This is a genomic window from Citrobacter sp. Cpo074, assembly GCF_030332745.1.
GTDB lineage: Bacteria > Pseudomonadota > Gammaproteobacteria > Enterobacterales > Enterobacteriaceae > Citrobacter > Citrobacter portucalensis.
The window spans coordinates 850,987-876,708 of sequence record NZ_JAOWHG010000027.1 but is presented as its reverse complement, the minus strand read 5'-3'; the positions used below and the strand labels follow the sequence as shown (position 1 = coordinate 876,708).

Genomic DNA, 25,722 nt, shown 5'->3' with positions numbered 1-25,722 from the left:
GGGTATGTTTGTCTGCCCGCTCCTTTAACACCCCGGAGCGGGCATTTTTTTAGGCAACCGACGTATTACTAAGCGACGGGTTCCCCGTCAGTCTTATGACCAACGCAATTGCACTGCTGAAGGTAGCCAACGCAACGACACCTTCCCAATTGGCCAGGGCGTAGACCTGACTTCCGAGAACCGAACCCAGCGCCATACCGATAAACACCATCGTAAACAGCAGAGCGTTCAATCGTCCTCGTGCCAGAGGTTCCAGGCTATAGACCAGATTCTGGTGGGCAACCAGGCTGGATTGCAATCCGAGATCAAAACCTACAGCCGAAAGGGCGATGAGCAGCCACTGCCCCTGAACGGGCAGGGCGGGTAACAAAAACATCAGTGCGAAAGATACCGTTACCAGCAAAGCACCCAATTGCGTTACTTTTGCCGCACCCACTTTATCGGCAAGATGGCCCGCCATCGGTGCGGCAAGCGCTCCGGCTGCTCCCGCGATACCAAAAGCACCCGCTATAGCGCTACCCATGTGGTAATGCTCAGATAACATCACCGCCAGCGTAGACCAGAAGGCGCTAAAAGCAATGGACAGAAAGCCTTGTGCCAGTGCTGCGCGGCGCAAGGTGGAATATCGTTGCCAAAGTTGCGCCATTGAGAGCATTAATGATGGATAGCTCAACGTGGAATGGACCGTAAAGCGAGGCAGTACTTTCCACATAATCGCGGTAATTACGGCAATGCTGACGGCAGCGAGTTGATACATCTCGCGCCAGCCAAACGCTTCGCCCACCAGCCCACTGACGGTACGTGAGAGTAAAATCCCCAGCAGAAGGCCCGTCATCACGGTGCCCACCGTTTTTCCCTGCTTGCCTTCGGGCGCCAGTATTGCCGCCGCAGGCACAATATCTTGTGCCATGGTTGCCGCCATCCCCATCAGCAGGCTCACCAGTAATAGCGAATGCAACTGACCGGTAAAGCTACAGGCCAGCAGCAGCACGGCAAGAGAGATGCTTTTCAGCAGGATTAATGTCCGGCGGTCATAACGATCGCCTAATGGCAATAAAAACAATATACCTAACGCATATCCCGCCTGGGTCAGCGTCGGGACCAACCCCATACCGGTGAGACTTAAGGCCAGATCCTGACCCATTAAAGGCAGAAGAGGCTGGGCGTAATAGATAGCGGCCACGCTGAATCCGGCGCCCATTGCCAGAACAAAAATGACCCAACGGGAAAGTGCGGTATGTGTGTTCACAAATGATTCCTCAATCACAGGATGTGCGGCTATTTTTATCCTTAAGCGAGTGGCGCGGTAGCGAGCGCAGTGGTAAAACAGTTATACGTCAGACGTATGATGAAACTGAAAATGATAAAAAATGAGCGTATAGATAGGGTGGAGCTGATGCGTACGTTTGTACGTATTGTCGAAGCAGGATCGCTTTCGGCAGCGGCAAAACAGATAGGGACGACGCAGGCGACCGTTAGCCGACGGCTGCAATCGCTGGAAACGCTGCTGGGTGTGAAACTGCTTATGCGTACCACGCATGCGATGAAATTGACCGACGATGGTGAAAGAGGCTATCAGCATGCTAAGAAGATTATTGATGTCTGGCTGGCGCTGGAAGATGGACTTAATGTCACAGAAGATGAACCGGTGGGGACGTTGCGAGTCCGCGCACCGCATGCGTTCGGGCAACAACAACTACTTGAGCCGCTTTTGCAGTTTCTTTCGCGCTATCCCCAGTTGGCAGTAGAGTGGATGCTCAACGATAAAACCGTTGATTTTCTGAGCGATAATATTGATTGCGCGATCAGGGTTGGTGCTGAGGTGGATCCGGCCACGGTTTCCGTCTTACTGGCTGAAGTTCCCCGTAGTATGGTGGTGAGTCCAGGACTGCTGGAGCAATATGGCGAGCTTTCTCATCCTGAGCAGTTATCAGCGCTGCCCTGGATTGCCGTGAACACGTTTTATCAGCATAGCGTTTCGTTGTTGCACCAATTGCGTAATGAGCCAGTCACGCTGAATATTTCACCCAGATTAAGCACAGACAGTATTTATGTCGCAAGAAATGCCGCGCTGGCGGGGTTGGGAGTGACTATTGTTTCAAGCTGGATGGTGGCGGAGGATATTGCCAATGGACGTCTGGTTGCGTTGCTACCTGAGTGGCATGCGGCGCCGTTGCCTGTACATTTGGTTTATCCGTGGGCGCGTTACTATCCGACCCGCTTACGCAAGTTTCTGGCCCTAATGAAGGATGTTATGCCGCAGCTGACGGGGATGAAAGGTGTAGATCAGATATAAAAAAGCCGACCCGAGGGCCGGCTTTGATATTGATTATGGCTTACTCAACAGGCTGTGGACGTGTTGCTGGCGCAGTCGCTTGATGCGTTGCGCTGTGTCCACCTGCGGCACCTTTGCCTTCAAAGGCGAATGCCGGACGCTGCCAGTCACTATGACGCGGCGCTTCTGGCACATATTCCGGTGCCGGAGCGCGGGTCATTGGCGCGGTTGCATGGCTGTGCAGGTGTTCAGCATCAGCGCTGGCTGCGACAACTTCAGCCTTAACGACTTCAGTTTCGACGACAGGCGCGGCAACAACGTCTTTCGGCGCTGCAACTTCTTCAACAACTGGCGCTGTTTCCACAACCTCAGTAATCTCTTCAACCACTTCTGGCTGGGGAATAACAACCTCTGCAGGCTCTTCGGCAACCGGTGCAGTCACAACGTCAACCACAGGTTCGGCTTCAGCGGCGATTTCTTCTGCTACGGGTGCATCAGATGCAGCGATAATTTGCGGTTGTTCCTCGACCGGGGTCGCAATCACTTCCGGATGCGTGGTTTCAACCTGTGTGGTTTCAACAACGGCGGCCTGAGGCTCAGCTACGACAACCTCTGGTTGCACGGTTTCAACCGGCGCAGGGGTATCCACAATGTGTTCAACGGCAGCGGCAGCAACCTGAGGCTCTGCGGCGACAGGTGCAGCTTGCTGCTGGACCATTTCCTGTTCGCGCTGTTCTTCAACCTGCTGATCCTGAGGACGTGCAACAGGGTAGCGGATCCAAACCTTACCGGACGCTAATTCAGGAGATGCACAGGCGACCGTTAACGGCATCGGCGACTGAACCGGATAACGCTCGTCACGGTAACGACGACGACGCTGTCCACTGACGCGCAGATGGCGAGGAGAGCGGCGAGAACGACGCGGCATACCGTTGGAGTCACGAGCTTCGCTGTTGTCTTCCTGCTCAGTCGCAACGACGGCTGGCAGATCAACTTTCGCCAGTTCGGTGCGCTGTGCCGGTACCGGCTGCTCTGTTGGTTGAGCAACAGCAGTTTCAGCGATTGCAGCAACAGCAGCCACTTCGGCTTCAACCGCCGGGCTGTCTGTGAAACGAACTTTCTGAGTCAACTGACGCTGTTTGCGGCGGGTTTGAGGCTGACGTACGCGCTCTTCCTGCTCGGTATCCTGCACAGGTTGTTCAGCCTGGTTCAGCTCTTTAACTTCCTGCTGAGCCTGACGCTTGTCATCGTTACGACGGCGGTTACGTTCGCGACGCGGCGCCTGCTGTTCATCACCGGATTTCGCTTTGTCTGCAACATCAGTGGTTTGCTGGCGGTTATCGCGAGCTTCCGCATTTTGCTGCTGGGACTGACGACGGTTACGGCGGTTATCTTCACGGTTTTCGCCGTTTTCTGAACGTTCGCTACGGTTGTCGCGGTCACCGCGATTATCACGGTTATCACGACGATCGTTACGGTCGCGACGATTGTTCTGACGCGGTTTACGACGATCCTGCTGGCGTTCGGTTTTCTCTTCAGCTTTCGGCGCAGGTTGTTCAACCGGTTTCACTTCTTCGCTACCACCGAAGATGGACTTCAGTGCGCCAAAGAAACGGCTAATCAAACCGGGCTGTGCGGCAACGGCTGCGGTTGCTGCTGCAGCTTTAGGCGCGGTGGCTTTCGCGGCAGGTTCCTGCAGAGCAGGGGCTGGCGGAACGTCTGGCATAGCGAAGGTGGCCAGCGCCGGTTGCTCAGGCTGTTTACGCTCGACGTACTCTTCTTCCGTCGGCAATGCCATTGCCTCTTCATGCAGTTTCGGCAGCAGGTAGCTCAGGGTCGGTGTTTCTTCCCCTTTGCGTACGCGCAGCACAGAATAGTGCGGGGTTTCCATCTGATCGTTTGGCACAATCACACAGCGCACGCCATTCTGACGCGTTTCGATAGCATTAACCGCGGTACGTTTTTCGTTAAGCAGGTAAGAGGCGATTGGCACAGGAACAATAGCATGAACTTCTTGCGTATTTTCTTTCAGTGCTTCTTCTTCGATCAGACGCAGAATAGACAGCGACAGTGATTCGTTATCACGTACGGTACCGGTGCCGGAACAGCGCGGGCACACGTGATGGCTGGATTCACCCAGAGACGGGCTCAGACGCTGACGAGACATCTCCAGCAGACCGAAGCGAGAAATATGGCTGATCTGAATACGCGCTCTGTCCTGGCGTACGGCCTCGCGCAGACGGTTTTCAACCGCGCGCTGGTGGCGAACCGGCGTCATATCAATGAAGTCGATTACAATCAGACCGCCGAGGTCGCGCAGACGTAGCTGACGGGCAATTTCATCGGCTGCTTCAAGGTTAGTGTTGAACGCAGTTTCTTCGATGTCGCCGCCGCGAGTTGCACGCGCGGAGTTGATATCGATAGCGGTCAGGGCCTCTGTGCTGTCAATAACGATTGAGCCGCCGGACGGCAGGCGCACTTCGCGCTGGAACGCGGATTCAATCTGAGACTCGATCTGATAGTGGCTGAACAGCGGGATTTCGCCGGTGTACAGTTTGATTTTGCTGCTGAAATCCGGACGACCCAATGCGGCGATGTGCTGACGCGCCATCTCCATCACTTTCGGGTTATCGATAAGGATTTCGCCGATGTCCTGACGTAAGTAGTCACGGAAAGCGCGAACGATAACGTTGCTTTCCTGGTGGATCAGGAACGGAGCAGGGCGGCTGTCAGCGGCTTTTTGAATCGCTTCCCAGTGCTTCAGGCGGAAGCTCAGGTCCCACTGCAGTGCTTCGGCGGATTTGCCGACCCCTGCGGTACGCACGATAAGGCCCATGCCATCAGGCAGTTCCAGGCTTGCCAGCGCTTCTTTTAATTCGGTACGGTCGTCGCCTTCAATGCGGCGGGAGATACCGCCCGCGCGCGGGTTGTTCGGCATCAGAACCAGATAACTACCCGCCAGGCTGATAAAGGTAGTCAGCGCAGCGCCTTTATTGCCGCGTTCTTCTTTATCGATCTGAACGATGACTTCCTGACCTTCGCGCAACACGTCTTTAATGTTGGGACGACCATGGGAGTTGTAGTTAGCGGGGAAGTATTCGCGGGCAATTTCTTTTAACGGGAGGAAACCGTGACGTTCAGCGCCGTAATCAACAAAAGCAGCTTCCAGACTCGGTTCAATACGGGTAATTTTGCCTTTATAGATGTTGGCTTTTTTCTGTTCGTGTCCAGGACTTTCGATATCCAGATCGTACAGACGTTGCCCATCTACAAGGGCGACACGCAACTCTTCCTGCTGAGTTGCGTTAATTAACATTCTTTTCATCGTAACTTACTCATTATTCTTACATTGACGACTAAGCTGCGGGCAGAGTAATGCCTTTCCGGGTGTGAACCGATGGCCTCGTGTCTATTCGCGTCGCCAACCTCACGGTTATCGTCAGCTCAAAGAGGCGCAGAGTGTCGGTTGCCTGTATTTCATACGGAAACACAGCGCAATTATCAGGGGAACAGTCTGGGTGTTACTCTCCAGAAAAGCTTCCATATTACCGGTAAGGACTGCAACCCGCAGCCCGCTAACTGCCTGAAAGATCAATACGTCTTACGCCATTGCTGCGTTGATGATCGGTCGGGCAAAATTGGGTCATTCCGGAAAAGTTCTTGTTTTAACAAGATTCAACACGGAAACAACCTCATTATTCCACTGCTAACCTTGTTATAGCAAGATGACTTTTGCCATTTATCACCCGGTTACTCACAGTTTTTTCACTTCCGCGTAGTGATTGCTTTAATAACCACCAAATCGGCTATGTCAAACTTAAGTAATAAGGTATAGCAGTTAATATAAGCATAGAAAAATGTGTGGCGCGAATCTTGATGGCTATTTAAAATCGGCCCCCATGAAAACAGAGACTCCAGCCGTAAAAACAGTTGCCATTACTGCCGACGAAGCAGGGCAACGCATCGATAACTTTTTGCGCACCCAGCTTAAGGGCGTGCCGAAAAGTATGATTTATCGCATTTTGCGTAAAGGCGAAGTGCGGGTGAATAAAAAACGCATTAAACCCGAGTACAAACTCGAAGACGGGGATATTGTGCGTATTCCACCTGTGCGGGTCGCTGAACGTGAAGAAGAGGCCATTTCACCGAACCTGCAAAAGGTCGCGGCGCTGACCGACGTCATTTTATATGAAGATGACCACATTCTGGTGCTTAACAAACCTTCAGGTACGGCCGTACATGGCGGAAGCGGGTTAAGCTTTGGCGTCATTGAAGGATTACGTGCGTTGCGACCTGAAGCGCGTTTCCTTGAACTGGTGCATCGCCTCGACCGGGATACCTCCGGCGTTTTGCTGGTGGCTAAAAAGCGCTCAGCCTTGCGTTCATTGCATGAACAACTGCGTGAAAAAGGCATGCAGAAAGACTATCTCGCGCTGGTTCGAGGCCAATGGCAGTCGCATGTCAAAACCGTGCAGGCGCCGCTGTTAAAGAACATTCTGCAAAGCGGCGAGCGTATCGTGCGGGTGAACCAGGAAGGCAAACCGTCAGAAACACGTTTTAAAGTGGAAGAGCGCTATGCGTTTGCCACGCTTGTGCGCTGTAGCCCGGTGACCGGACGTACGCACCAGATTCGTGTGCATACCCAGTATGCCGGTCATCCAATTGCTTTTGACGATCGCTACGGTGACCGTGAGTTCGATAAGCAACTGGCGGATACGGGGTTGAATCGACTTTTCCTGCACGCCGCAGCGTTGAAATTTACCCATCCGGGAACGGGTGAAGTGATGCGTATTGAAGCGCCGATGGATAAGCAATTGAAGCGCTGCCTCGAGGTTTTACGTAGTAAAGCCTGATGCGCGTTGCTTATCAGGCCTACAATCGTGTGATGCACCGTAGGCCTGATAAGACGCATCGCGTCGCCATCAGGCAGATCAATCAGGCATTCAACGGGTTCATCTCTTCCCGCCGCAGCATTTGACACAACGCGATAAGCGGCAAACCGATCAGGGTATTTGGGTCACGACCCTCCAGGCGTTCAAAGAGTGCAATACCTAACCCTTCACTTTTGAAGCTACCTGCACAATGGAGCGGGCGCTCTTTGCGCAGATAATCATCAATTTCCGCCTCGCTTAAATGACGGAAATGCACGTCAAAAGGTTCTACTTCGGTTTGTAAATGTCCGGTCGCAGAATTATACAGCGCCAGTCCGGTGTAAAACGTCACAATATTGCCACGGGCTTTGAGTAATTGTTGGCGCGCATTTTCTTCAGTTAATGGTTTGCCGGTTATTTCACCATCAAGAACACAAATTTGATCGGAGCCAATAATCAGATGCGATGGGTAACGGTGGGCGAGAGATTGCGCTTTTTTCTGCGCCAGTCGCAAGACTAAATGGCGTGGTGCTTCGCCGGGCAACGGCGTTTCATCAACCTCTGGCGCAGCGCATTCAAACGGGATTGCCAGTTTTTCGAGTAAAGCGCGACGCCAGGGGGAGGTAGAAGCAAGAATAAGTTGAGGCATATTTTTTCCCTCGCATATAGCGTATTGATGAGAGCCATTTTAAACTATGGACTTCGACCTACAAGCTGGCTGTAGTGGCTTGTCTTGAGTGATTTTAAGTCGATGACCCGCAATGTGTGCGAATTATTGGCAAAAGGCAACCACAGGCTGCCTTTTTCTTTGACTATATGACGTTACAAAGTTAATATGCGCGCCCTATGCAAAAGGTAAAATTACCCCTGACTCTTGATCCGGTTCGTACGGCTCAAAAACGCCTCGATTATGAAGGTATCTATACTTCTGATCTGGTTGAGCGCGTCGCCGATTCTGTAGTCAGTGTGGACAGTGATGTGGAATGCTCCATGTCGTTCGCTATCGATAACCAGCGTCTCGCCGTTATAACCGGTGATGCGAAGGTATCGGTTACGCTCGAATGTCAGCGTTGCGGGAAACCGTTCCCACTTCATGTTCACACAACATATTGTTTTAGTCCTGTCCGTTCTGACGAGCAGGCTGAAGCACTCCCGGAAGCGTATGAGCCGATTGAGGTTAACGAATTCGGTGAAATCGATCTGCTTGCAATGGTTGAAGATGAGATTATCCTCTCCTTGCCGGTAGTTCCGGTGCATGATTCTGAACACTGTGAAGTGTCCGAGGCGGACATGGTCTTTGGCGAATTGCCTGATGAAGCGCAAAAACCAAACCCATTTGCCGTATTAGCCAGCTTAAAGCGTAAGTAATTGAGGAGTAAGGTCCATGGCCGTACAACAGAATAAACCAACCCGTTCCAAACGTGGCATGCGTCGTTCTCATGACGCTCTGACCGCAGTCACCAGCCTGTCTGTAGACAAAACTTCTGGTGAACAACACCTGCGTCACCACATCACTGCCGACGGTTTCTACCGTGGCCGTAAGGTAATCGCTAAGTAATCACGCATGACTCAATGGCTTTCCCACTTCTGGTGAGAAAGACAAAGAGTGAACGCGTGATGAAGCTTAGTGAGGCTTTCCCCGGGTGACTGGGGAAACACCTAACCGGGCAGCGACGATACCTTGACACGTCTAACCCTGGCGTTAGATGTCATGGGGGGAGATTTTGGCCCTACCGTGACAGTGCCTGCAGCATTGCAGGCACTGAATTCTAATTCGCAACTCACACTTCTTTTAGTCGGGGATCCCGATACAATCACGCCATTACTTGCCAAAGCTGACTTCGAACAACGTTCGCGTCTGCAGATTATCCCTGCTCAGTCAGTTATTGCCAGTGATGCCCGGCCCTCGCAAGCTATTCGCGCCAGTCGTGGAAGCTCAATGCGTGTTGCCCTGGAGCTCGTGAAAGAAGGTCAGGCACAAGCTTGTGTCAGCGCCGGTAATACGGGCGCACTCATGGGACTTGCGAAGTTATTGCTCAAACCTCTTGAGGGGATTGAGCGTCCTGCGTTGGTGACGGTGTTACCCCATCAGCAAAAGGGCAAAACGGTGGTGCTGGATTTGGGCGCCAACGTAGATTGTGATAGCACGATGTTGGTGCAATTTGCCGTCATGGGTTCCGTGCTGGCAGAAGAGGTTGTTGGCATTGCCAATCCTCGCGTAGCGTTACTCAACATCGGCGAAGAAGAAACGAAAGGTCTCGACAGTATTCGAGATGCTTCAGCTGTGCTAAAAACAATCCCTTCCATTAATTATATCGGCTATCTTGAAGCCAATGAGTTACTGACTGGCAAAACCGATGTGTTGGTCTGTGACGGGTTTACAGGTAATGTCACATTAAAGACGATGGAAGGTGTTGTCAGAATGTTCCTTTCACTGCTGAAATCTCAGGGTGAGGGCAAAAAACGGTCGTGGTGGCTTCTGTTATTAAAACGTTGGTTACAAAAAAGCCTGACAAGGCGATTTAGTCACCTCAACCCCGACCAGTATAATGGCGCCTGTCTGTTAGGATTGCGCGGCACGGTGATTAAGAGTCATGGTGCGGCCAATCAGCGAGCATTTGAAGTCGCGATTGAACAGGCAGTGCAGGCGGTGCAGCGACAAGTTCCTCAGCGAATTGCCGCTCGCCTGGAATCTGTATACCCAGCTGGATTCGAACTGCTGGACGGTGGCGAAAGCGCAAAATCACGAGCACACAGATAACGGTGCGTTTGTGAATGTGGCCAACGTATCAGCGATTTGCTCGTAGCGGTATATAACCAAAAAGTGACTGAGCGTACATGTATACGAAGATTATTGGTACTGGCAGCTATCTGCCTGAACAAGTGCGTACTAACGCCGATTTGGAAAAAATGGTTGAGACGTCTGATGAGTGGATCGTCACTCGTACAGGTATCCGTGAACGCCATATTGCAGCGCCAAATGAAACAGTTGCGACGATGGGCTTTGCCGCCGCAAACCGTGCGATTGAAATGGCGGGCATCGACAAAGAACAAATTGGTCTGATTGTGGTTGCTACCACATCATCCACTCACGCATTTCCAAGCGCGGCGTGCCAGATCCAAAGTATGCTGGGGATCAAAGGCTGTCCGGCGTTTGACGTTGCAGCCGCTTGTGCTGGCTTCACTTACGCCCTGAGCGTTGCCGACCAGTACGTTAAATCTGGCGCAGTTAAGCATGCTCTGGTCGTTGGCTCCGATGTCCTGGCCCGTACCTGCGATCCAACCGATCGCGGAACGATCATCATTTTCGGTGATGGGGCTGGTGCGGTTGTACTGAGCGCATCAGAAGAGCCAGGCATTCTCTCCACGCATCTGCACGCTGACGGTCGCTACGGCGAACTGTTGACGCTGCCTAACGCCGATCGCGTGAACCCGGAAAACCCGATCCACCTGACGATGGCGGGTAACGAAGTATTTAAAGTCGCGGTGACCGAGCTTGCGCACATCGTTGATGAAACGCTGGAAGCCAATAATCTCGACCGTTCTGCGCTGGACTGGCTGGTGCCGCATCAGGCTAACCTGCGCATTATCAGCGCGACAGCTAAAAAGCTGGGTATGTCGATGGATAATGTTGTCGTGACGCTCGACAGACATGGTAATACCTCTGCTGCCTCCGTACCGTGCGCGCTGGACGAAGCCGTCCGCGACGGGCGTATTAAAGCTGGGCAGTTGATATTGCTTGAAGCCTTCGGGGGTGGATTCACCTGGGGCTCCGCGCTGGTTCGTTTCTAGTATAAGGATTTAAACATGACGCAATTTGCATTTGTGTTTCCGGGGCAGGGTTCCCAGACCGTTGGGATGTTGTCTGAAATGGCAGCAAACTACCCAATTGTTGAAGAAACATTTGCTGAAGCATCAGCTGCACTGGGCTATGATCTGTGGGCGTTGACTCAGCAAGGTCCGGCTGAAGAACTGAATAAAACCTGGCAGACGCAGCCCGCGCTGTTGACCGCATCCGTTGCGCTTTATCGCGTATGGCAGCAGCAGGGGGGTAAAACACCTGCGCTGATGGCGGGTCATAGCCTGGGCGAATATTCTGCTCTGGTATGTGCGGGTGTTATCGGTTTTGCCGATGCCGTACGTCTGGTTGAACTGCGTGGCAAATTCATGCAGGAAGCGGTTCCGGAAGGCACTGGCGGCATGTCTGCTATTATCGGTCTGGACGATGCTGCTATCGCTAAAGCGTGCGAAGAGTCTGCCGAAGGCCAGGTGGTTTCACCGGTAAACTTTAACTCACCGGGTCAGGTGGTTATTGCCGGGCATAAAGAAGCCGTAGAACGTGCTGGTGCTGCCTGTAAAGCCGCGGGCGCTAAGCGTGCGCTGCCGCTGCCAGTCAGCGTTCCTTCTCACTGCGCGCTGATGAAGCCTGCCGCTGAGAAACTGGCCGTTGAGCTGCAGAAAATCACCTTTAACGCACCGACTGTTCCGGTTGTGAACAACGTCGACGTGAAGTGTGAAACTACGGCAGACGCAATTCGCGATGCGCTGGTTCGTCAGCTGTATAGCCCGGTTCAGTGGACTAAAACCGTTGAATTTATGGCATCCCAGGGCGTAGAGCACCTGTATGAAGTCGGTCCGGGTAAAGTTCTGACCGGCCTGACGAAACGTATTGTTGACACCCTGACTGCTTCGGCACTGAATGAGCCGGCGGCATTGTCTGCGGCGCTAGAGCAATAAAAGAGGAAGACCATGAGTTTTGAAGGAAAAATCGCGCTGGTTACCGGTGCAAGCCGTGGCATTGGCCGCGCAATTGCTGAGACACTTGTTGCCCGTGGCGCGAAAGTTATCGGTACTGCTACCAGCGAAAGCGGCGCGCAGGCCATTAGCGATTACTTAGGTGCAAATGGTAAAGGTCTGATGTTGAATGTGACCGATCCGGCATCTATCGAATCTGTTCTGGAAAATATTCGCGCAGAATTTGGTGAAGTCGATATCCTGGTCAATAATGCCGGGATTACTCGTGATAACCTGTTAATGCGCATGAAAGATGACGAGTGGAACGATATCATCGAAACCAACCTGTCATCTGTTTTCCGTCTGTCAAAAGCGGTAATGCGAGCTATGATGAAAAAGCGTCATGGGCGTATTATCACTATCGGTTCTGTGGTTGGTACCATGGGAAATGCGGGTCAGGCTAACTACGCTGCGGCGAAAGCGGGTCTGATCGGCTTCAGTAAATCACTGGCGCGCGAAGTTGCGTCTCGTGGCATTACTGTAAACGTTGTTGCTCCGGGCTTTATTGAAACGGACATGACGCGTGCGCTGTCTGATGATCAGCGTGCGGGTATTCTGGCGCAGGTTCCTGCGGGTCGCCTCGGTGGCGCTCAGGAAATCGCCAGTGCGGTTGCATTTTTAGCTTCTGACGAAGCAAGTTACATCACAGGTGAGACTTTGCACGTCAACGGCGGGATGTACATGGTTTAACCACGATGAAAAATATTTGCGTTATTGTAGGTCTTGGCCTCAAAATAACGTAAAATCGTGGTAAGACCTGCCGGGATTTAGTTGCAAATTTTTCAACATTTTATACACTACGAAAACCATCGCGAAAGCGAGTTTTGATAGGAAATTTAAGAGTATGAGCACTATCGAAGAACGCGTTAAGAAAATTATCGGCGAACAGCTGGGCGTTAAGCAGGAAGAAGTAACCAACAATGCTTCCTTCGTTGAAGACCTGGGCGCAGATTCTCTTGACACCGTTGAGCTGGTAATGGCTCTGGAAGAAGAGTTTGATACTGAGATTCCGGACGAAGAAGCTGAGAAAATCACTACCGTTCAGGCTGCCATTGATTACATCAACGGCCACCAGGCGTAAGTGAACATCTCCAGGCGGTCATTCGACCGCCTGAGTTTTATCTTTTTATCCCACTTGAATTATTTTCCCTCCCTGGAGGACAACCGTGTCTAAGCGTCGTGTAGTTGTGACCGGACTGGGCATGTTGTCTCCTGTCGGCAATACCGTAGAGTCTACCTGGAAAGCTCTCCTTGCCGGTCAGAGTGGCATCAGCCTGATCGACCATTTCGATACTAGCGCCTATGCAACGAAATTTGCTGGCTTAGTAAAGGATTTTAACTGTGAAGACATTATCTCGCGCAAAGAGCAGCGCAAGATGGATGCCTTCATTCAATATGGAATTGTCGCTGGCGTTCAGGCCATGCAGGATTCTGGCCTCGAAATTACGGAAGAGAACGCTCATCGTATTGGCGCCGCTATCGGCTCTGGTATTGGCGGTCTCGGTCTTATCGAAGAAAACCATACCTCACTGGTAAACGGTGGACCGCGTAAGATCAGCCCGTTCTTCGTTCCGTCGACGATTGTTAACATGGTGGCTGGTCACCTGACCATCATGTACGGCCTGCAAGGGCCAAGCATCTCCATTGCGACAGCCTGTACTTCAGGCGTGCATAACATCGGTCATGCCGCACGTATCATTGCATACGGCGATGCAGACGCGATGGTTGCGGGTGGTGCTGAAAAAGCCAGTACGCCGTTGGGTGTGGGTGGCTTTGGCGCGGCACGTGCACTGTCTACGCGTAATGATAACCCGCAAGCGGCAAGCCGCCCATGGGACAAAGAGCGTGACGGCTTTGTGCTGGGCGACGGTGCTGGCATGGTGGTACTGGAAGAGTACGAGCATGCGAAAGCGCGCGGTGCAAAAATCTATGCTGAAGTCGTTGGCTTCGGTATGAGCAGCGATGCTTACCACATGACGTCGCCACCGGAAAACGGTGCAGGCGCTGCGCTGGCAATGGTCAACGCACTGCGCGATGCGGCTATCGAAGCGGGTCAGATCGGCTATGTCAACGCACATGGTACGTCTACGCCTGCAGGCGATAAAGCTGAAACCCAGGCAGTGAAATCTGTCTTTGGCGATGCGGCAAGCCGTGTGATGGTAAGCTCCACCAAATCCATGACCGGACACCTGTTGGGTGCGGCGGGCGCGGTAGAGTCTATTTTCTCTATCCTGGCGCTGCGCGATCAGGCTATTCCGCCAACCATCAACCTGGATAACCCGGATGAAGGTTGTGACCTGGACTTCGTACCTCACGAAGCGCGTCAGGTTAGTGGTCTGGAGTATGCGCTGTGTAACTCCTTTGGCTTCGGTGGTACCAACGGCTCTTTGATCTTTAAAAAGATTTAAGTCCGTCAGGTGATGCGCTAGCATCGATAGCAAATTGAAAAGGTCCGCTTGTCGGGCCTTTTTTTATTCGGTTTTCCGCCCTTGTCCTGCGTTACTCATCCTGCCAAACTAGCGGACCAGAAATAAGGAGCCACCATGTTCTTAATTAATGGCTGCGAGCAAGATATGCTGGCCGCAAGCGATCGAGCGACCCAATTTGGTGATGGCTGTTTTACCACTGCCTGTATTATCGACGGTGAAATCCCTCTCTTTGCAGCGCATCTTGAGCGTTTACAAGACGCTTGCCAAAAACTGCTGATCTCTTTTGAAGATTGGTCCGAGCTGCAAAATGAAATGAAAATGCTGGCGAAAGGGCACGTACGCGGTGTGTTGAAAGTGATTATCAGCCGTGGCAGTGGAGGCCGGGGTTACAGTGGCAAAAATTGTCATAGTGCCACACGCATCCTCTCCGTTTCAGCCTGGCCCGATCATTACGATCGTTGGCGGCAAGAAGGCATTACGCTGGCGCTAAGCCCTGTTCGGCTGGGACGTAATCCACTGCTTGCCGGGCTTAAACACCTGAATCGACTGGAGCAGGTGTTGATTCGCTCTCATCTTGAACAGACGGACGCCGATGAAGCGCTGGTTCTTGACAGCGAGGGATGGGTTACGGAATGCTGTGCGGCTAATTTGTTCTGGCGTAAAGGCGATGTGGTTTACACGCCCCGGCTGGACCAGGCCGGAGTGAACGGTATTATGCGACAATTCTGTATCCGGATGCTGGCACAATCGCCATTCAGTATTGTCGAAGTGTATGCCGGGTTGGAGGAGATAATGCAGGCTGATGAAATCGTCGTCTGTAACGCGTTAATGCCCATTATTCCCGTGCGTGCCTGTGGCGACACGTTGTTGTCTTCACGTTTGTTATTCGATTATTTAGCCCCACTTTGTGAGCACCCGAATTAGTCATGAAAAAACTGTTACTTGTTGTCCTGTTATTGCTGGTTGTGCTGGGCATTGCCGCTGGAGTGGGAATGTGGAAAGTTCGCCATCTGGCGGACAGCAAATTATTGATTAAAGAAGAAACGATTTTTACGCTGAAAGCGGGGACGGGCCGTCTGGCTCTCGGCGAACAGCTGTATGCAGACAAAGTTATCAATCGTCCGCGCGTGTTCCAGTGGCTGCTGCGTGTGGAGCCCGAGCTGTCGCATTTTAAGGCCGGAACATATCGCTTCACGCCTGACATGACGGTGCGGGACATGCTGCAACTGCTGGAAAGCGGCAAAGAGGCGCAGTTCCCGTTACGTCTGGTTGAAGGGATGCGCCTGAGCGATTACCTCAAACAGCTGCGTGATGCCCCGTATATCAAACATACGCTGAGCGACGATAGCTATGAGACCGTGGCCGAGGCGCTGAAGCTGGAAAACCCGCAATGGGTGGAGGGCTGGTTCTGGCCAGATACCTGGATGTATACCGCCAATACTACTGACGTAGCGTTGCTAAAACGCGCGCATCAGAAAATGGTTAAAGCGGTGGATACTGTCTGGGAGGGGCGCGCTGATGGCCTGCCTTATCAGGACAAAAATCAGCTGGTAACCATGGCTTCTATTATTGAAAAAGAAACTGCGGTTGCCAGCGAGCGCGACCAGGTGGCTTCGGTCTTTATTAACCGCTTACGTATCGGTATGCGTTTACAAACCGATCCGACCGTGATTTACGGGATGGGTACACGGTATAATGGCAAATTGTCGCGTGTGGATTTAGACACCCCGACCGCCTATAACACCTATACCATTACGGGACTGCCGCCAGGCCCGATTGCCATGCCGGGAGAGGCTTCATTGCAGGCCGCGGCGCATCCGGCAAAAACGCCGTATCTCTATTTTGTGGCTGACGGTAAAGGCGGCCACACGTTTAACACCAATCTTGCCAGCCATAACCGGTCCGTGCAGGATTACCTGAAAGTGCTTAAGGAAAAAAATGGGCAGTAACTATATCGTCATTGAAGGCCTGGAAGGCGCCGGAAAAACCACCGCGCGTAACGTGGTGGTGGAGACACTTGAGCAACTCGGTATTCGTGACATGGTTTTCACCCGTGAACCTGGTGGAACGCAGCTGGCTGAGAAACTAAGAAGTCTGGTGCTGGATATTAAATCGGTCGGTGACGAGGTCATTACCGATAAAGCCGAAGTTCTGATGTTTTACGCGGCGCGTGTACAGTTGGTCGAAACCGTTATTAAACCTGCACTGGCGAAAGGCGCGTGGGTAATTGGCGATCGTCACGATCTGTCGACCCAGGCGTATCAGGGCGGCGGACGCGGTATCGATCAAAACATGCTGGCAACCCTGCGCGATGCGGTGCTTGGTGATTTTCGCCCGGACCTGACGATCTATCTGGATGTGACGCCAGAAGTCGGGTTGAAGCGTGCCCGTGCCCGCGGCGAGCTGGATCGTATTGAGCAGGAATCTTTCGACTTCTTTAATCGTACTCGCGCGCGCTATCTTGAGCTGGCTGCCAAAGACACCAGCATTCGTACTATAGATGCTACGCAGCCGTTGGAGGCTGTGATGGCTGATATCCGTCATACCATCACCCAATGGGTGAAGGAGCAGGGCGCATGAAATGGTACCCATGGTTACGACCGGATTTTGAAAAACTGGTAGCCAGCTACCAGGCTGGTCGTGGTCACCATGCGTTACTGATTCAGGCGTTACCCGGAATGGGCGACGACGCGCTGATTTACGCCCTCAGCCGCTATTTAATGTGCCAGCAGCCGGAAGGGCATAAAAGCTGCGGACAGTGCCGCGGCTGTCAGCTAATGCAGGCGGGGACGCACCCTGACTACTATTCGCTGCTGCCGGAAAAAGGCAAAAGCACGCTCGGGGTTGATGCGGTACGCGAAGTCAGTGAAAAGCTGTACGAGCATTCGCGTCTCGGCGGTGCGAAGGTCGTGTGGATCCCGGATGCTGCCCAGTTAACCGATGCCGCCGCCAACGCCTTGCTGAAAACGCTGGAAGAACCCCCTGCACAAACCTGGTTTTTCCTCGCCAGCACAGAGCCAGCTCGCTTGCTGGCGACATTACGCAGTCGTTGCCGGTTACATCATCTTGCGCCACCTCCGGAGTCGTATGCGATCTCCTGGCTTGCTCGTGAGGTGACTGCATCGTCAGAAGCGCTGCTGAGCGCGTTACGCCTGAGTGCAGGTTCGCCAGGCGCGGCACTCACGTTGTTACAGGCTGAAAGCTGGGCGCACCGCACAGATTTTTGTGCGGCACTGGTGAACACATTAAACACAGGCGACTGGTATATACTGCTCGCGGCGTTAAACCACGATCAGGCTGCCGCTCGTTTACACTGGCTGGCAACGTTGTTGACCGATGCGTTGAAACGTCCGTATGGCGTTTCCTATTTAACGAATCCTGATGCGCTGGACCTGATATCTTCTATCGCAGAACGGTTATCCGTTGCCCAGATACAGGCGATACTCGGTGACGTTTGTCATTGTCGTCAGCAACTGCTGAACGTAACAGGCGTAAACCGTGAGCTGGTGTTAACCGATCTTATTCTTCGTATTGAGCATTACCTGCAACCAGGCACCGTACTGCCTGTTCCCCATCTTTGAGAGAGACATTATGTTTTTAGTCGACTCACACTGCCATCTTGATGGCCTGGATTATCAATCTCTGCATAAGGACGTGGATGACGTGCTGGCAAAAGCGGCCGCACGTGATGTGAAATTCTGTCTTGCCGTCGCGACAACTCTGCCTGGATATCGCAGTATGCGCGAACTGGTCGGTGAGCGTGACAATGTCGTTTTCTCTTGCGGCGTGCATCCGTTAAATCAGGATGAAACCTATGATGTTGAGGACCTGCGTCGTTTTGCCGCCGAAGAGGGGGTTGTGGCGATGGGAGAAACCGGGCTGGACTATTTTTACACGCCGGAAACAAAGGTGCGCCAGCAGGAATCTTTTATCCACCATATTCAGATCGGCCGTGAGTTACAGAAGCCGGTTATCGTGCATACCCGCGATGCGCGAGCCGATACGCTGTCTATTCTGCGCGAAGAAAAAGTGACGGATTGTGGCGGCGTACTACACTGTTTTACAGAGGACAGAGAAACGGCGGGCAAATTACTGGACCTTGGATTCTATATCTCGTTTTCCGGCATCGTCACGTTCCGAAATGCAGAGCAGCTCCGTGATGCCGCCCGCTATGTTCCTCTGGACCGGTTATTGGTCGAGACGGATTCTCCCTACCTTGCGCCTGTACCGCATCGTGGAAAAGAGAACCAGCCCGCCATGACTCGTGACGTTGCAGAGTACATGGCCGTAGTGAAAGGTGTTGCCGTTGAAGAACTGGCGCAGGCAACCACTGATAACTTTGCCCGCCTGTTTCACATCGACGCTTCTCGCCTGCAATCTGTTCGTTAACTGACTTTTTTTAAAGCTCGTAATTAATCACTAATGCGAGTAAAGTTCACCGCCACAAAATGGGCGGTGAATAATCAGTTTGACACATTCAGAAACGCATTTTATCGGAATGTGCGGATTTTGCGGCCATTCACGACTGAACTGTGATAGCCGTCAAACAAAAACAAACTGAATTATTTTACTCTGTGTAATAAATAAAGGGTACTTAGATGCCCTGTACACGGCGAGGTTCTCCCCCCTCGCCAATGCGTGAGAACGTAGAATACACAAAGTCAATCAAGCTGCATCAAGGCGGCAAGTGAGTGAATTGCAGGAGCTTACTAGAGTAAGTGACTGGGATGAGCGAGCGCAGCCCGCCCTGAGGCGGTTTGAAGGATGAAGTGTATAAGCACAAATACTCAGGAGCACTCCTAATTATGTTTAAGAATGCATTTGCTAACCTGCAAAAGGTCGGTAAATCGCTGATGCTGCCGGTATCCGTACTCCCGATTGCAGGTATCCTGCTGGGCGTCGGTTCCGCTAACTTCAGCTGGCTGCCAGCCGTTGTATCGCACGTAATGGCAGAAGCAGGCGGTTCTGTTTTTGCGAACATGCCGCTGATTTTTGCTATCGGTGTTGCGTTAGGCTTCACTAATAATGACGGTGTATCTGCACTGGCATCCGTTGTTGCTTACGGCATCATGGTTAAGACCATGGCTGTTGTTGCGCCGCTGGTTCTGCATTTACCTGCTGAAGAGATCGCCGCTAAACACCTTGCTGATACGGGTGTTCTCGGGGGGATTATCTCCGGTGCGATTGCAGCGTATATGTTCAACCGTTTCTACCGTATCAAATTGCCTGAGTATCTTGGCTTCTTTGCGGGTAAGCGCTTCGTTCCTATCATTTCTGGTCTGGCTGCCATCTTCACAGGTGTGGTTCTGTCCTTCATTTGGCCGCCGATTGGTACTGCTATTCAGACGTTCTCTCAGTGGGCTGCATACCAGAACCCGGTCGTGGCGTTCGGTATCTATGGCTTCATTGAGCGCTGCCTGGTACCGTTTGGTCTGCACCATATCTGGAACGTTCCATTCCAGATGCAGATCGGTGAATACACCAACGCTGCGGGTCAGGTGTTCCACGGTGATATTCCTCGCTATATGGCGGGTGACCCGACTGCGGGCAAACTGTCCGGTGGCTTCCTGTTCAAAATGTACGGTCTGCCGGCTGCTGCTATCGCTATCTGGCACTCTGCTAAACCAGAAAACCGCGCGAAAGTGGGCGGTATCATGATCTCCGCGGCGCTGACCTCGTTCCTGACCGGTATTACCGAGCCGATCGAGTTCTCCTTCATGTTCGTGGCGCCGATCCTGTACATCATCCACGCGATTCTGGCTGGTCTGGCATTCCCGATCTGTATCCTGCTGGGTATGCGCGACGGTACGTCGTTCTCCCACGGTCTGATCGACTTTATCGTTCTGTCCGGTAACAGCAGCAAACTGTGGCTGTTCCCGATTGTCGGTATCGGTTATGCGATTGTTTACTACACCATCTTCCGTGTGCTGATCAAAGCGCTGGACCTGAAAACGCCAGGTCGTGAAGATGCTACCGAAGACAGCAAAGCAGGTGCGACCGGTGAAATGGCTCCGGCTCTGGTTGCTGCATTCGGCGGTAAAGAAAACATCACTAACCTCGATGCGTGCATCACTCGTCTGCGTGTCAGCGTGGCTGACGTTGCTAAAGTGGATCAGGCTGGCCTGAAGAAACTGGGTGCGGCAGGCGTTGTGGTAGCTGGTTCCGGTGTTCAGGCTATCTTCGGGACTAAGTCCGATAACCTGAAAACTGAAATGGATGAGTACATCCGTAACAGCTAAGCAGTAAGAAGTTGGGGAGAACTAAGGCAGCCTGCGGGCTGCCTTTTTTATTGCATTAATTAGCCTGAATGCGAATCGGTGCGGTGGCGGCGAACAGCCAGGGACGAGCCTCTGCGTTCACGCGCGGGGATAGCGTCTCTCTGACCTGCTGGTGGTAATCATCAATCCACTGTTTCTCAGCATCACTCAGCAGATGCAGTTCGACCAGATTCAAATCAATCGGTACCAGCGTCAGCGTTGAGAAACGACAGAAACCAGGACGACTGTTGATAATCTCCACCTGATTCTCAATACGGATCCCATATTGTCCGGCCAGATAATAACCCGGCTCGATGGTGATGATGTTGCCTGCGACCAGTGGCCACGGGTTTACTTTTTTGGCAATGCGATGTGGCTGCTCATGAATAAGCAACTGGTGACCCACGCCGTGTCCCGTGCCATGATCAAAATCCAGACCCAGCTCCCACAACGCCCGGCGACTAAAAGCATCCAGTTGATGGCCCTGAGTCCCGCTGGGAAACTGCAGCGAAATTAGCGACAAAAAGCCTTTCAACACGGCGGTGTAATGCAGGCGACGTTGCGGGTCCTGTGGGCCAAATGCGAGGGTACGCGTCGTATCCGTCGTACCATTGTGGTACTGGCCACCGGAATCATTCAGATACATGGCCTGCGAGGTAATTGGCGTATTGGTTTTTTCACTGGAGTGGTAATGGCACATTGCGGCATTGCTGGCAGAGGCCGAAATCGTGCTGAAACTTTGCTCGATAAATCCCGGCTGCTGCTGGCGAAATTCCAGTTGCTTGGCCTGCGCTTCCAGCTCGGTGACCGGATTGCCTGCCGCTTCGCGCAAAGGAACTTCATGGGCCAGCCAGGCAAGGAAGTTTACCCAGGCTGCGCCATCTTGTTCATGGCATTCCCGATAGCCTGCCAGTTCAACGTCATTTTTGTGGGATTTCATCAGAGTGATGGGATCGGGCGCCCAAAGAACGTTGCCACCGTGTTCTTCAATGGCAAAACGCAATGCGACCGGGGCGTAGTCTTTATCGACCAGGAAACGCTTCCCATTAGCTAATTGCTGGCAGCGAGTCAGAAAATTCTCTTGCGGGGCCAGAGTAAGCGTATCCAGCAGTGATGCGGGGAGCTGTTGCGTTTTATTGCTATCCACAAACCATTCCAGCTCACCGCTGCGATGGAGCAGGGCAAACGAAAACGGCACTGGTACCATGGACAGATCCGAACCACGCACATTCAATAACCAGGCAATGTTATCCGGCAGAGTAATTGCCAGCACGTCAGCCTGGTGTTGAGCGAGTTGTTCCACGACGCGGGCACGCTTTTGCGTGCTGCTTTCCCCGCTGATTTCAATGGGCATTTCACGAATGATGCCGCAGGGTGCTGCCGGGCGGTCTAGCCATACCTGGTCAAAAGGATCTTGCTCAAGAGGCACCAGCTCGCAGTGGGTTGCCGACAGTGCTTCAAACTGACTATTGACCATCAGCATTGGTTCAAAGCCGATACGTTTACCTGCTGCAACATGAGACTGCAAATAGTCGGCCAGCGGCTCATCGTGTAAATGATGAATTTCAAAATCATCCAGCGAGACTTCATTGCGTACCTGGACCTGATAGCGTCCATCGACAAACATTAACGCGCGATCCCGAAGGACCAACGCGAGGCCAGCAGAGCCGCTAAAACCGGTCAGCCAGGCTAGTTTATTGTCATGCGGCGTACAATCTTCACTTTGATGAGCATCGGCGCGCGGAACAATCATGCCATCCAGCCCCTGCGCTATCAGCAGGTTGCGCAGGGCGGAAAGAGGAGTTGAGTTGTGCATAGTTACCTTCAGGTCTTAACGGAACGGCGGTTCGTTGAATGTACGTAATTTACGGGAGTGCAGTCGGTCGCCTTCAGCACGCAAACGATCGATAGCCCGGATACCTATTTGCAGATGCTCAGAAATGGCACCTTCATAAAAACGGTTGGCCTGACCAGGCAGTTTGATCTCACCGTGCAGCGGCTTGTCGGAAACGCACAGCAGCGTGCCGTACGGAACGCGGAAACGATATCCTTGGGCGGCGATGGTGGCACTTTCCATATCGATAGCCACCGCGCGGCTGAGGTTAAAGCGTAGCGCAGAAGCGGAATAGCGTAGCTCCCAGTTGCGATCGTCAGTGGTGACGACGGTACCGGTACGCAGGCGTTGTTTAACCTCTTCGCCGGGCATACCGCTGACTTCTTTGGTAGCGTCATACAGTGCGCGCTGCACTTCCGCGATGCTCGGAATTGGAATATCTGGCGGTAGAACTGCATCCAGCACGTGGTCGTCACGCAGATAAGCGTGGGCCAGAACATAGTCGCCAATCGCCTGGCTTTCACGCAGTCCGCCACAGTGACCAATCATCAGCCAGACGTCAGGACGCAGTACGGCCAGATGATCGCAAATGGTTTTGGCGTTAGACGGGCCAACGCCGATATTGACCAGCGTGATCCCCTGACCGTCGGCGGTGATTAAATGCCAGGCGGGCATCTGGTGTTTCTTCCAGGCGAGATCGGAGATCGCTTCTTCAGGCGCTTCAGTTTCAGCGGTGATCCAGATCCCGCCCGCACAAGAAAGCGCGATATACGGGCTGTCCGGGTCGAGGATCTGGCTGCAACCCCAACGCACAAACTCATCGACGTAGCGGGTGTAGTTGGTGAACAGCACAAACGGCTGAAAATGTTCAACCGGTGTTCCCGTGTAGTGGCGCAGTCGCGCCAGCGAAAAATCTACTCGTCGGGCGTCGAAGTGCGACAACGGGGAGAATTCCGCCGGATGATAGGTACCGTCGGCTGTTTCATCGCCAATCTGTGACAGCTCGGTTGTGGGGAAGTGGCGCGTTAGGCCGGCACTCATCGAGCGGTCGAGCGTCAGTTCAGAACCGTCAATGACATACGGATAGGGGATTTCATGCTGCGACGGCTCAACGGAGATATGCGCATCATAATCCTGATACAGCAGCGTGAGTTGTTCTTCAAGATACGGACGAAAAAGCGACGGACGGGTAATCGTAGTGGTGTAGCAGCCCGCATGGGTAAAACGACCATAGGCGCGGGTTTTAGGGGGATTGGTGGCGCTGCCATCCCAGGTGACACACAGTGATGGGTAAACAAAAAGACCGTTATGGCGGGCGATTACGTCAGGGAGCGTCCCTGTTTCAATATACTTACCAATGGCGCTACGCAGTGCTTTTACCGACTGCTCGTACAGCGCGTCCAGTTTATCCAGTGCCTGAGCTGGGGTCAGGCTGGAGCCCTTATTGTTCATGTCTGTCTCCTTGTTCCACAGATGTACTGCTCTCCCGATAGTATGTCACAGGAATGTGAAACAAAAGTCAGACGTTGAGGAAGATTGTGCGAAGACCGGACGGCCTCCGCACCCGGGCTTAACCGTGCTGCTTATCCCGCATCAGCAATGCTGTAGTGGCGGAAATAAGACAACCCGCCATCAGATAAATGGCCACACTGTGCCAGTCTCCGCCGGAGAATGTTACCAGCGCAGCAGCAATGAAGGGGGTAAAACCGCCGCCAACCACGCTTGCTACCTGATAACCAACGCCTGCGCCGCTGTAGCGATAGCTTGCGCCAAACAAACCGGTAAACATAGGTTGCTGCACGCAGACCACCATATCGTGTGCAATGTTGGCCAACATAATCGCGAAGAAAACGATCCAGAAAATGGATTGCGCTTCTAACGCCATAAAGAACGGGAATGCGCTGAGCGTCCCGACCAGTGCGCCGGTAATGTAAACGCGCCGGCGACCAAAACGGTCGGCGAGCCAGGCAAAGCAGGGGATGGTCAGACAGCTCAGCCCTCCCACCAACAAGCCGATATTCAGAAACAGTTCACGGGGTAAGCCCAGATTCTGCGTGGAGTAATTTAGAGCAAACGCAGTGACGATATACATCGTCAGCAGTTCACACAGGCGCAGAGCGATAATTTTCAAAAAGGCACCTGGATGACGGATTAACGCCTCGACTACCGGTAGTCTCTTTTTCTCTGGTTGCGGTGCCTGCTGCTGCTGTTCGAATTCGGCTGATTCATCCATTCGGTTACGCATCCATAACGCGCCCAATACCAGCACGATGCTGAACAGGAATGGAATACGCCAGCCCCAACTCAGGAACTGCTCATCGGTGGTTTGCGAGCTAATCAGCGAGACCAGACCGGTAGAAAGCAGTAGCCCGACGCCATAACCGACCTGAACACCGCTGCTGTAGAAGGCTTTTTTATTTTTCGGCGCGCTTTCGACCGAGAGCAACGCCGCGCCGCCCCATTCACCGCCAACGGCGAATCCCTGAATAGCACGCAGCGTCACCAGCAGAACGGGAGCCCACCAGCCAATGGTGTCAAAGGAAGGAATAATCCCTATCAGTGCAGTGGCGATCCCCATCATCCAGACGGTGAGCATCAGCATACGTTTACGCCCCAGGCGATCGCCGAAGTGGCCGAAGATCACCCCGCCTAGCGGGCGGAACAAGAATCCGACGCCAAAGGTGGCAAATGCGGCAAGTGTCCCCATCGCCGGGCTGACTTGCGGGAAGAACTCGCGGTTAAAGACCAGTGCGGCAGTGATGCCGTAAAGCAGAAAATCATACCAGTCGACCACGGCACCCGCGAAGCTACCAAGCGCAGCGCGTCGGGCGCGGTTAAGTGAAGAGGCGTCCTGTTGGGGACCCGTGGAGGTGAGGGAGGAATCCATAGTTATCCTGTCTGTACTGTTTTTTAGTTATTAGTATTTGAGTTGGGTTACACACATTGCAGTCGCAATATTAACGACCGTTATGAGATTACCGCGACAGACGGGAAGTGAAAACGATTATCTCCCTCATCTGATGGCAACATGAAAAATAAGATGAATGAGAAAACAGAAAAGCAAAAAAACCGCTCGAAAGCAGGGTGTTCAAAAATTGTTGCCTTTTGTTCAAAGTGTGCGCAGTAGATGCGGTAGCCCAGCGTATTAAGCAACATCGCGTCGGCAGGTGTGGCTTCACGGATTTGTAATGTCATGAATGATTCCTGTCCTGGTAATAAATTAACGATTACTGAACTATATCAAAACTGTCAGTGATACAGT

General features: G+C 52.8%; 23 protein-coding genes. 16 read left to right on the top strand and 7 right to left on the bottom strand.

The annotated features are described in order from the left end of the window. Positions 1–49: 49 nt before the first annotated feature. A complete protein-coding gene (locus OGX83_RS08800) occupies positions 50–1,249 on the bottom strand; it encodes an MFS transporter (protein ID WP_286587824.1) in 1,200 nt (399 codons plus the stop codon). Between the two features lie 99 nt (positions 1,250–1,348). Here OGX83_RS08800 and OGX83_RS08795 point away from each other — a divergent pair, with 99 nt between their 5' ends. Further along, positions 1,349–2,296, top strand: coding sequence for a LysR family transcriptional regulator (locus OGX83_RS08795; protein ID WP_502873518.1), 948 nt, complete (start codon positions 1,349–1,351; stop codon positions 2,294–2,296). Between the two features lie 40 nt (positions 2,297–2,336). On the opposite strand, the gene rne is transcribed toward OGX83_RS08795, so the two are convergent. Next, the gene (rne, locus tag OGX83_RS08790) at positions 2,337–5,600 is read right to left on the bottom strand and encodes a ribonuclease E (RefSeq protein ID WP_286587820.1); all 3,264 of its coding nucleotides are present in this window, start codon (positions 5,598–5,600) and stop codon (positions 2,337–2,339) included. 574 nt (positions 5,601–6,174) lie between these two features. Between rne and rluC the strand changes: the two genes are divergently transcribed. Then, entirely contained in the window at positions 6,175–7,128 is a 954-nt protein-coding gene (gene rluC, locus OGX83_RS08785; RefSeq protein WP_003036228.1) for a 23S rRNA pseudouridine(955/2504/2580) synthase RluC, read from the top strand. 82 nt (positions 7,129–7,210) lie between these two features. Here rluC and OGX83_RS08780 read toward each other — a convergent pair whose 3' ends face one another. Then, positions 7,211–7,795, bottom strand: coding sequence for a Maf family protein (locus tag OGX83_RS08780; RefSeq protein ID WP_003832177.1), 585 nt, complete (start codon positions 7,793–7,795; stop codon positions 7,211–7,213). A 197-nt stretch (positions 7,796–7,992) separates the two neighbouring features. Between OGX83_RS08780 and yceD the strand changes: the two genes are divergently transcribed. The 14 genes from yceD to ptsG all read left to right on the top strand — a co-directional run bounded on the left by yceD (position 7,993) and on the right by ptsG (position 20,608). Further along, positions 7,993–8,514 carry a 23S rRNA accumulation protein YceD gene (gene yceD / locus OGX83_RS08775; protein ID WP_003036239.1) on the top strand — a complete coding sequence of 174 codons (522 nt, stop codon included), beginning with the start codon at positions 7,993–7,995 and terminating at the stop codon, positions 8,512–8,514. A 16-nt stretch (positions 8,515–8,530) separates the two neighbouring features. Beyond that, entirely contained in the window at positions 8,531–8,704 is a 174-nt protein-coding gene (gene rpmF / locus OGX83_RS08770; RefSeq protein ID WP_003036242.1) for a 50S ribosomal protein L32, read from the top strand. Positions 8,705–8,827: 123 nt separating this feature from the next. Beyond that, positions 8,828–9,907, top strand: a complete 1,080-nt coding sequence (gene plsX, locus OGX83_RS08765) for a phosphate acyltransferase PlsX (RefSeq protein ID WP_071846967.1) — start codon at positions 8,828–8,830, stop codon at positions 9,905–9,907. A gap of 77 nt (positions 9,908–9,984) precedes the next feature. Beyond that, complete coding sequence (gene fabH / locus OGX83_RS08760; RefSeq protein WP_003832181.1) at positions 9,985–10,938, top strand: beta-ketoacyl-ACP synthase III; 954 nt, start codon at positions 9,985–9,987, stop codon at positions 10,936–10,938. 15 nt (positions 10,939–10,953) lie between these two features. Continuing rightward, positions 10,954–11,883, top strand: a complete 930-nt coding sequence (gene fabD, locus OGX83_RS08755) for an ACP S-malonyltransferase (protein WP_003832182.1) — start codon at positions 10,954–10,956, stop codon at positions 11,881–11,883. Between the two features lie 12 nt (positions 11,884–11,895). Next, a complete protein-coding gene (fabG, locus tag OGX83_RS08750; protein WP_003036255.1) occupies positions 11,896–12,630 on the top strand; it encodes a 3-oxoacyl-ACP reductase FabG in 735 nt (244 codons plus the stop codon). Between the two features lie 154 nt (positions 12,631–12,784). Then, positions 12,785–13,021 carry an acyl carrier protein gene (gene acpP / locus OGX83_RS08745; RefSeq protein ID WP_000103754.1) on the top strand — a complete coding sequence of 79 codons (237 nt, stop codon included), beginning with the start codon at positions 12,785–12,787 and terminating at the stop codon, positions 13,019–13,021. Between the two features lie 85 nt (positions 13,022–13,106). Beyond that, on the top strand, positions 13,107–14,348 hold the full coding sequence (fabF, locus tag OGX83_RS08740; protein WP_003036260.1) for a beta-ketoacyl-ACP synthase II: 1,242 nt from the start codon (positions 13,107–13,109) through the stop codon (positions 14,346–14,348). 135 nt (positions 14,349–14,483) lie between these two features. Then, positions 14,484–15,293 (top strand): aminodeoxychorismate lyase, encoded by an 810-nt coding sequence (pabC, locus tag OGX83_RS08735; protein WP_048214459.1) that lies wholly within the window; start codon positions 14,484–14,486, stop codon positions 15,291–15,293. Positions 15,294–15,295: 2 nt separating this feature from the next. After that, positions 15,296–16,318 carry a cell division protein YceG gene (gene yceG, locus OGX83_RS08730; RefSeq protein ID WP_008784373.1) on the top strand — a complete coding sequence of 341 codons (1,023 nt, stop codon included), beginning with the start codon at positions 15,296–15,298 and terminating at the stop codon, positions 16,316–16,318. Continuing rightward, complete coding sequence (tmk, locus tag OGX83_RS08725; RefSeq protein WP_008784374.1) at positions 16,308–16,949, top strand: dTMP kinase; 642 nt, start codon at positions 16,308–16,310, stop codon at positions 16,947–16,949. Before yceG ends, tmk begins: the two co-directional genes overlap by 11 nt. Beyond that, complete coding sequence (holB, locus tag OGX83_RS08720; RefSeq protein ID WP_286587816.1) at positions 16,946–17,950, top strand: DNA polymerase III subunit delta'; 1,005 nt, start codon at positions 16,946–16,948, stop codon at positions 17,948–17,950. Before tmk ends, holB begins: the two co-directional genes overlap by 4 nt. A 10-nt stretch (positions 17,951–17,960) precedes the next feature. Beyond that, on the top strand, positions 17,961–18,758 hold the full coding sequence (locus OGX83_RS08715) for a metal-dependent hydrolase (protein ID WP_020996495.1): 798 nt from the start codon (positions 17,961–17,963) through the stop codon (positions 18,756–18,758). Between the two features lie 416 nt (positions 18,759–19,174). Next, positions 19,175–20,608 (top strand): PTS glucose transporter subunit IIBC, encoded by a 1,434-nt coding sequence (gene ptsG / locus OGX83_RS08710; RefSeq protein WP_003836725.1) that lies wholly within the window; start codon positions 19,175–19,177, stop codon positions 20,606–20,608. A 55-nt stretch (positions 20,609–20,663) separates the two neighbouring features. On the opposite strand, the gene OGX83_RS08705 is transcribed toward ptsG, so the two are convergent. The 4 genes from OGX83_RS08705 to OGX83_RS08690 all read right to left on the bottom strand — a co-directional run bounded on the left by OGX83_RS08705 (position 20,664) and on the right by OGX83_RS08690 (position 25,655). Further along, the gene (locus OGX83_RS08705) at positions 20,664–22,442 is read right to left on the bottom strand and encodes an aminopeptidase P family protein (RefSeq protein ID WP_286587814.1); all 1,779 of its coding nucleotides are present in this window, start codon (positions 22,440–22,442) and stop codon (positions 20,664–20,666) included. A gap of 15 nt (positions 22,443–22,457) precedes the next feature. Continuing rightward, positions 22,458–23,912 (bottom strand): AMP nucleosidase, encoded by a 1,455-nt coding sequence (locus OGX83_RS08700; RefSeq protein WP_032942969.1) that lies wholly within the window; start codon positions 23,910–23,912, stop codon positions 22,458–22,460. Between the two features lie 118 nt (positions 23,913–24,030). Continuing rightward, a complete protein-coding gene (gene shiA, locus OGX83_RS08695; RefSeq protein WP_003832199.1) occupies positions 24,031–25,347 on the bottom strand; it encodes a shikimate transporter in 1,317 nt (438 codons plus the stop codon). A gap of 80 nt (positions 25,348–25,427) precedes the next feature. After that, positions 25,428–25,655 (bottom strand): hypothetical protein, encoded by a 228-nt coding sequence (locus OGX83_RS08690; RefSeq protein WP_234095939.1) that lies wholly within the window; start codon positions 25,653–25,655, stop codon positions 25,428–25,430. Between the last annotated feature and the right edge of the window lie 67 nt (positions 25,656–25,722).

What these genes read in the sequence shown, in the direction of transcription:
- OGX83_RS08795 (WP_502873518.1), top strand. Translation starts at nt 1,349, where the DNA reads ATGAAACTGAAAATGATAAAAAATGAGCGTATAGATAGGGTGGAGCTG.
- rne (WP_286587820.1), bottom strand. Translation starts at nt 5,600, where the DNA reads ATGAAAAGAATGTTAATTAACGCAACTCAGCAGGAAGAGTTGCGTGTC.
- rluC (WP_003036228.1), top strand. Translation starts at nt 6,175, where the DNA reads ATGAAAACAGAGACTCCAGCCGTAAAAACAGTTGCCATTACTGCCGAC.
- OGX83_RS08780 (WP_003832177.1), bottom strand. Translation starts at nt 7,795, where the DNA reads ATGCCTCAACTTATTCTTGCTTCTACCTCCCCCTGGCGTCGCGCTTTA.
- yceD (WP_003036239.1), top strand. Translation starts at nt 7,993, where the DNA reads ATGCAAAAGGTAAAATTACCCCTGACTCTTGATCCGGTTCGTACGGCT.
- rpmF (WP_003036242.1), top strand. Translation starts at nt 8,531, where the DNA reads ATGGCCGTACAACAGAATAAACCAACCCGTTCCAAACGTGGCATGCGT.
- fabH (WP_003832181.1), top strand. Translation starts at nt 9,985, where the DNA reads ATGTATACGAAGATTATTGGTACTGGCAGCTATCTGCCTGAACAAGTG.
- fabD (WP_003832182.1), top strand. Translation starts at nt 10,954, where the DNA reads ATGACGCAATTTGCATTTGTGTTTCCGGGGCAGGGTTCCCAGACCGTT.
- fabG (WP_003036255.1), top strand. Translation starts at nt 11,896, where the DNA reads ATGAGTTTTGAAGGAAAAATCGCGCTGGTTACCGGTGCAAGCCGTGGC.
- acpP (WP_000103754.1), top strand. Translation starts at nt 12,785, where the DNA reads ATGAGCACTATCGAAGAACGCGTTAAGAAAATTATCGGCGAACAGCTG.
- pabC (WP_048214459.1), top strand. Translation starts at nt 14,484, where the DNA reads ATGTTCTTAATTAATGGCTGCGAGCAAGATATGCTGGCCGCAAGCGAT.
- yceG (WP_008784373.1), top strand. Translation starts at nt 15,296, where the DNA reads ATGAAAAAACTGTTACTTGTTGTCCTGTTATTGCTGGTTGTGCTGGGC.
- tmk (WP_008784374.1), top strand. Translation starts at nt 16,308, where the DNA reads ATGGGCAGTAACTATATCGTCATTGAAGGCCTGGAAGGCGCCGGAAAA.
- holB (WP_286587816.1), top strand. Translation starts at nt 16,946, where the DNA reads ATGAAATGGTACCCATGGTTACGACCGGATTTTGAAAAACTGGTAGCC.
- OGX83_RS08715 (WP_020996495.1), top strand. Translation starts at nt 17,961, where the DNA reads ATGTTTTTAGTCGACTCACACTGCCATCTTGATGGCCTGGATTATCAA.
- ptsG (WP_003836725.1), top strand. Translation starts at nt 19,175, where the DNA reads ATGTTTAAGAATGCATTTGCTAACCTGCAAAAGGTCGGTAAATCGCTG.
- OGX83_RS08705 (WP_286587814.1), bottom strand. Translation starts at nt 22,442, where the DNA reads ATGCACAACTCAACTCCTCTTTCCGCCCTGCGCAACCTGCTGATAGCG.
- OGX83_RS08700 (WP_032942969.1), bottom strand. Translation starts at nt 23,912, where the DNA reads ATGAACAATAAGGGCTCCAGCCTGACCCCAGCTCAGGCACTGGATAAA.
- shiA (WP_003832199.1), bottom strand. Translation starts at nt 25,347, where the DNA reads ATGGATTCCTCCCTCACCTCCACGGGTCCCCAACAGGACGCCTCTTCA.
- OGX83_RS08690 (WP_234095939.1), bottom strand. Translation starts at nt 25,655, where the DNA reads ATGACATTACAAATCCGTGAAGCCACACCTGCCGACGCGATGTTGCTT.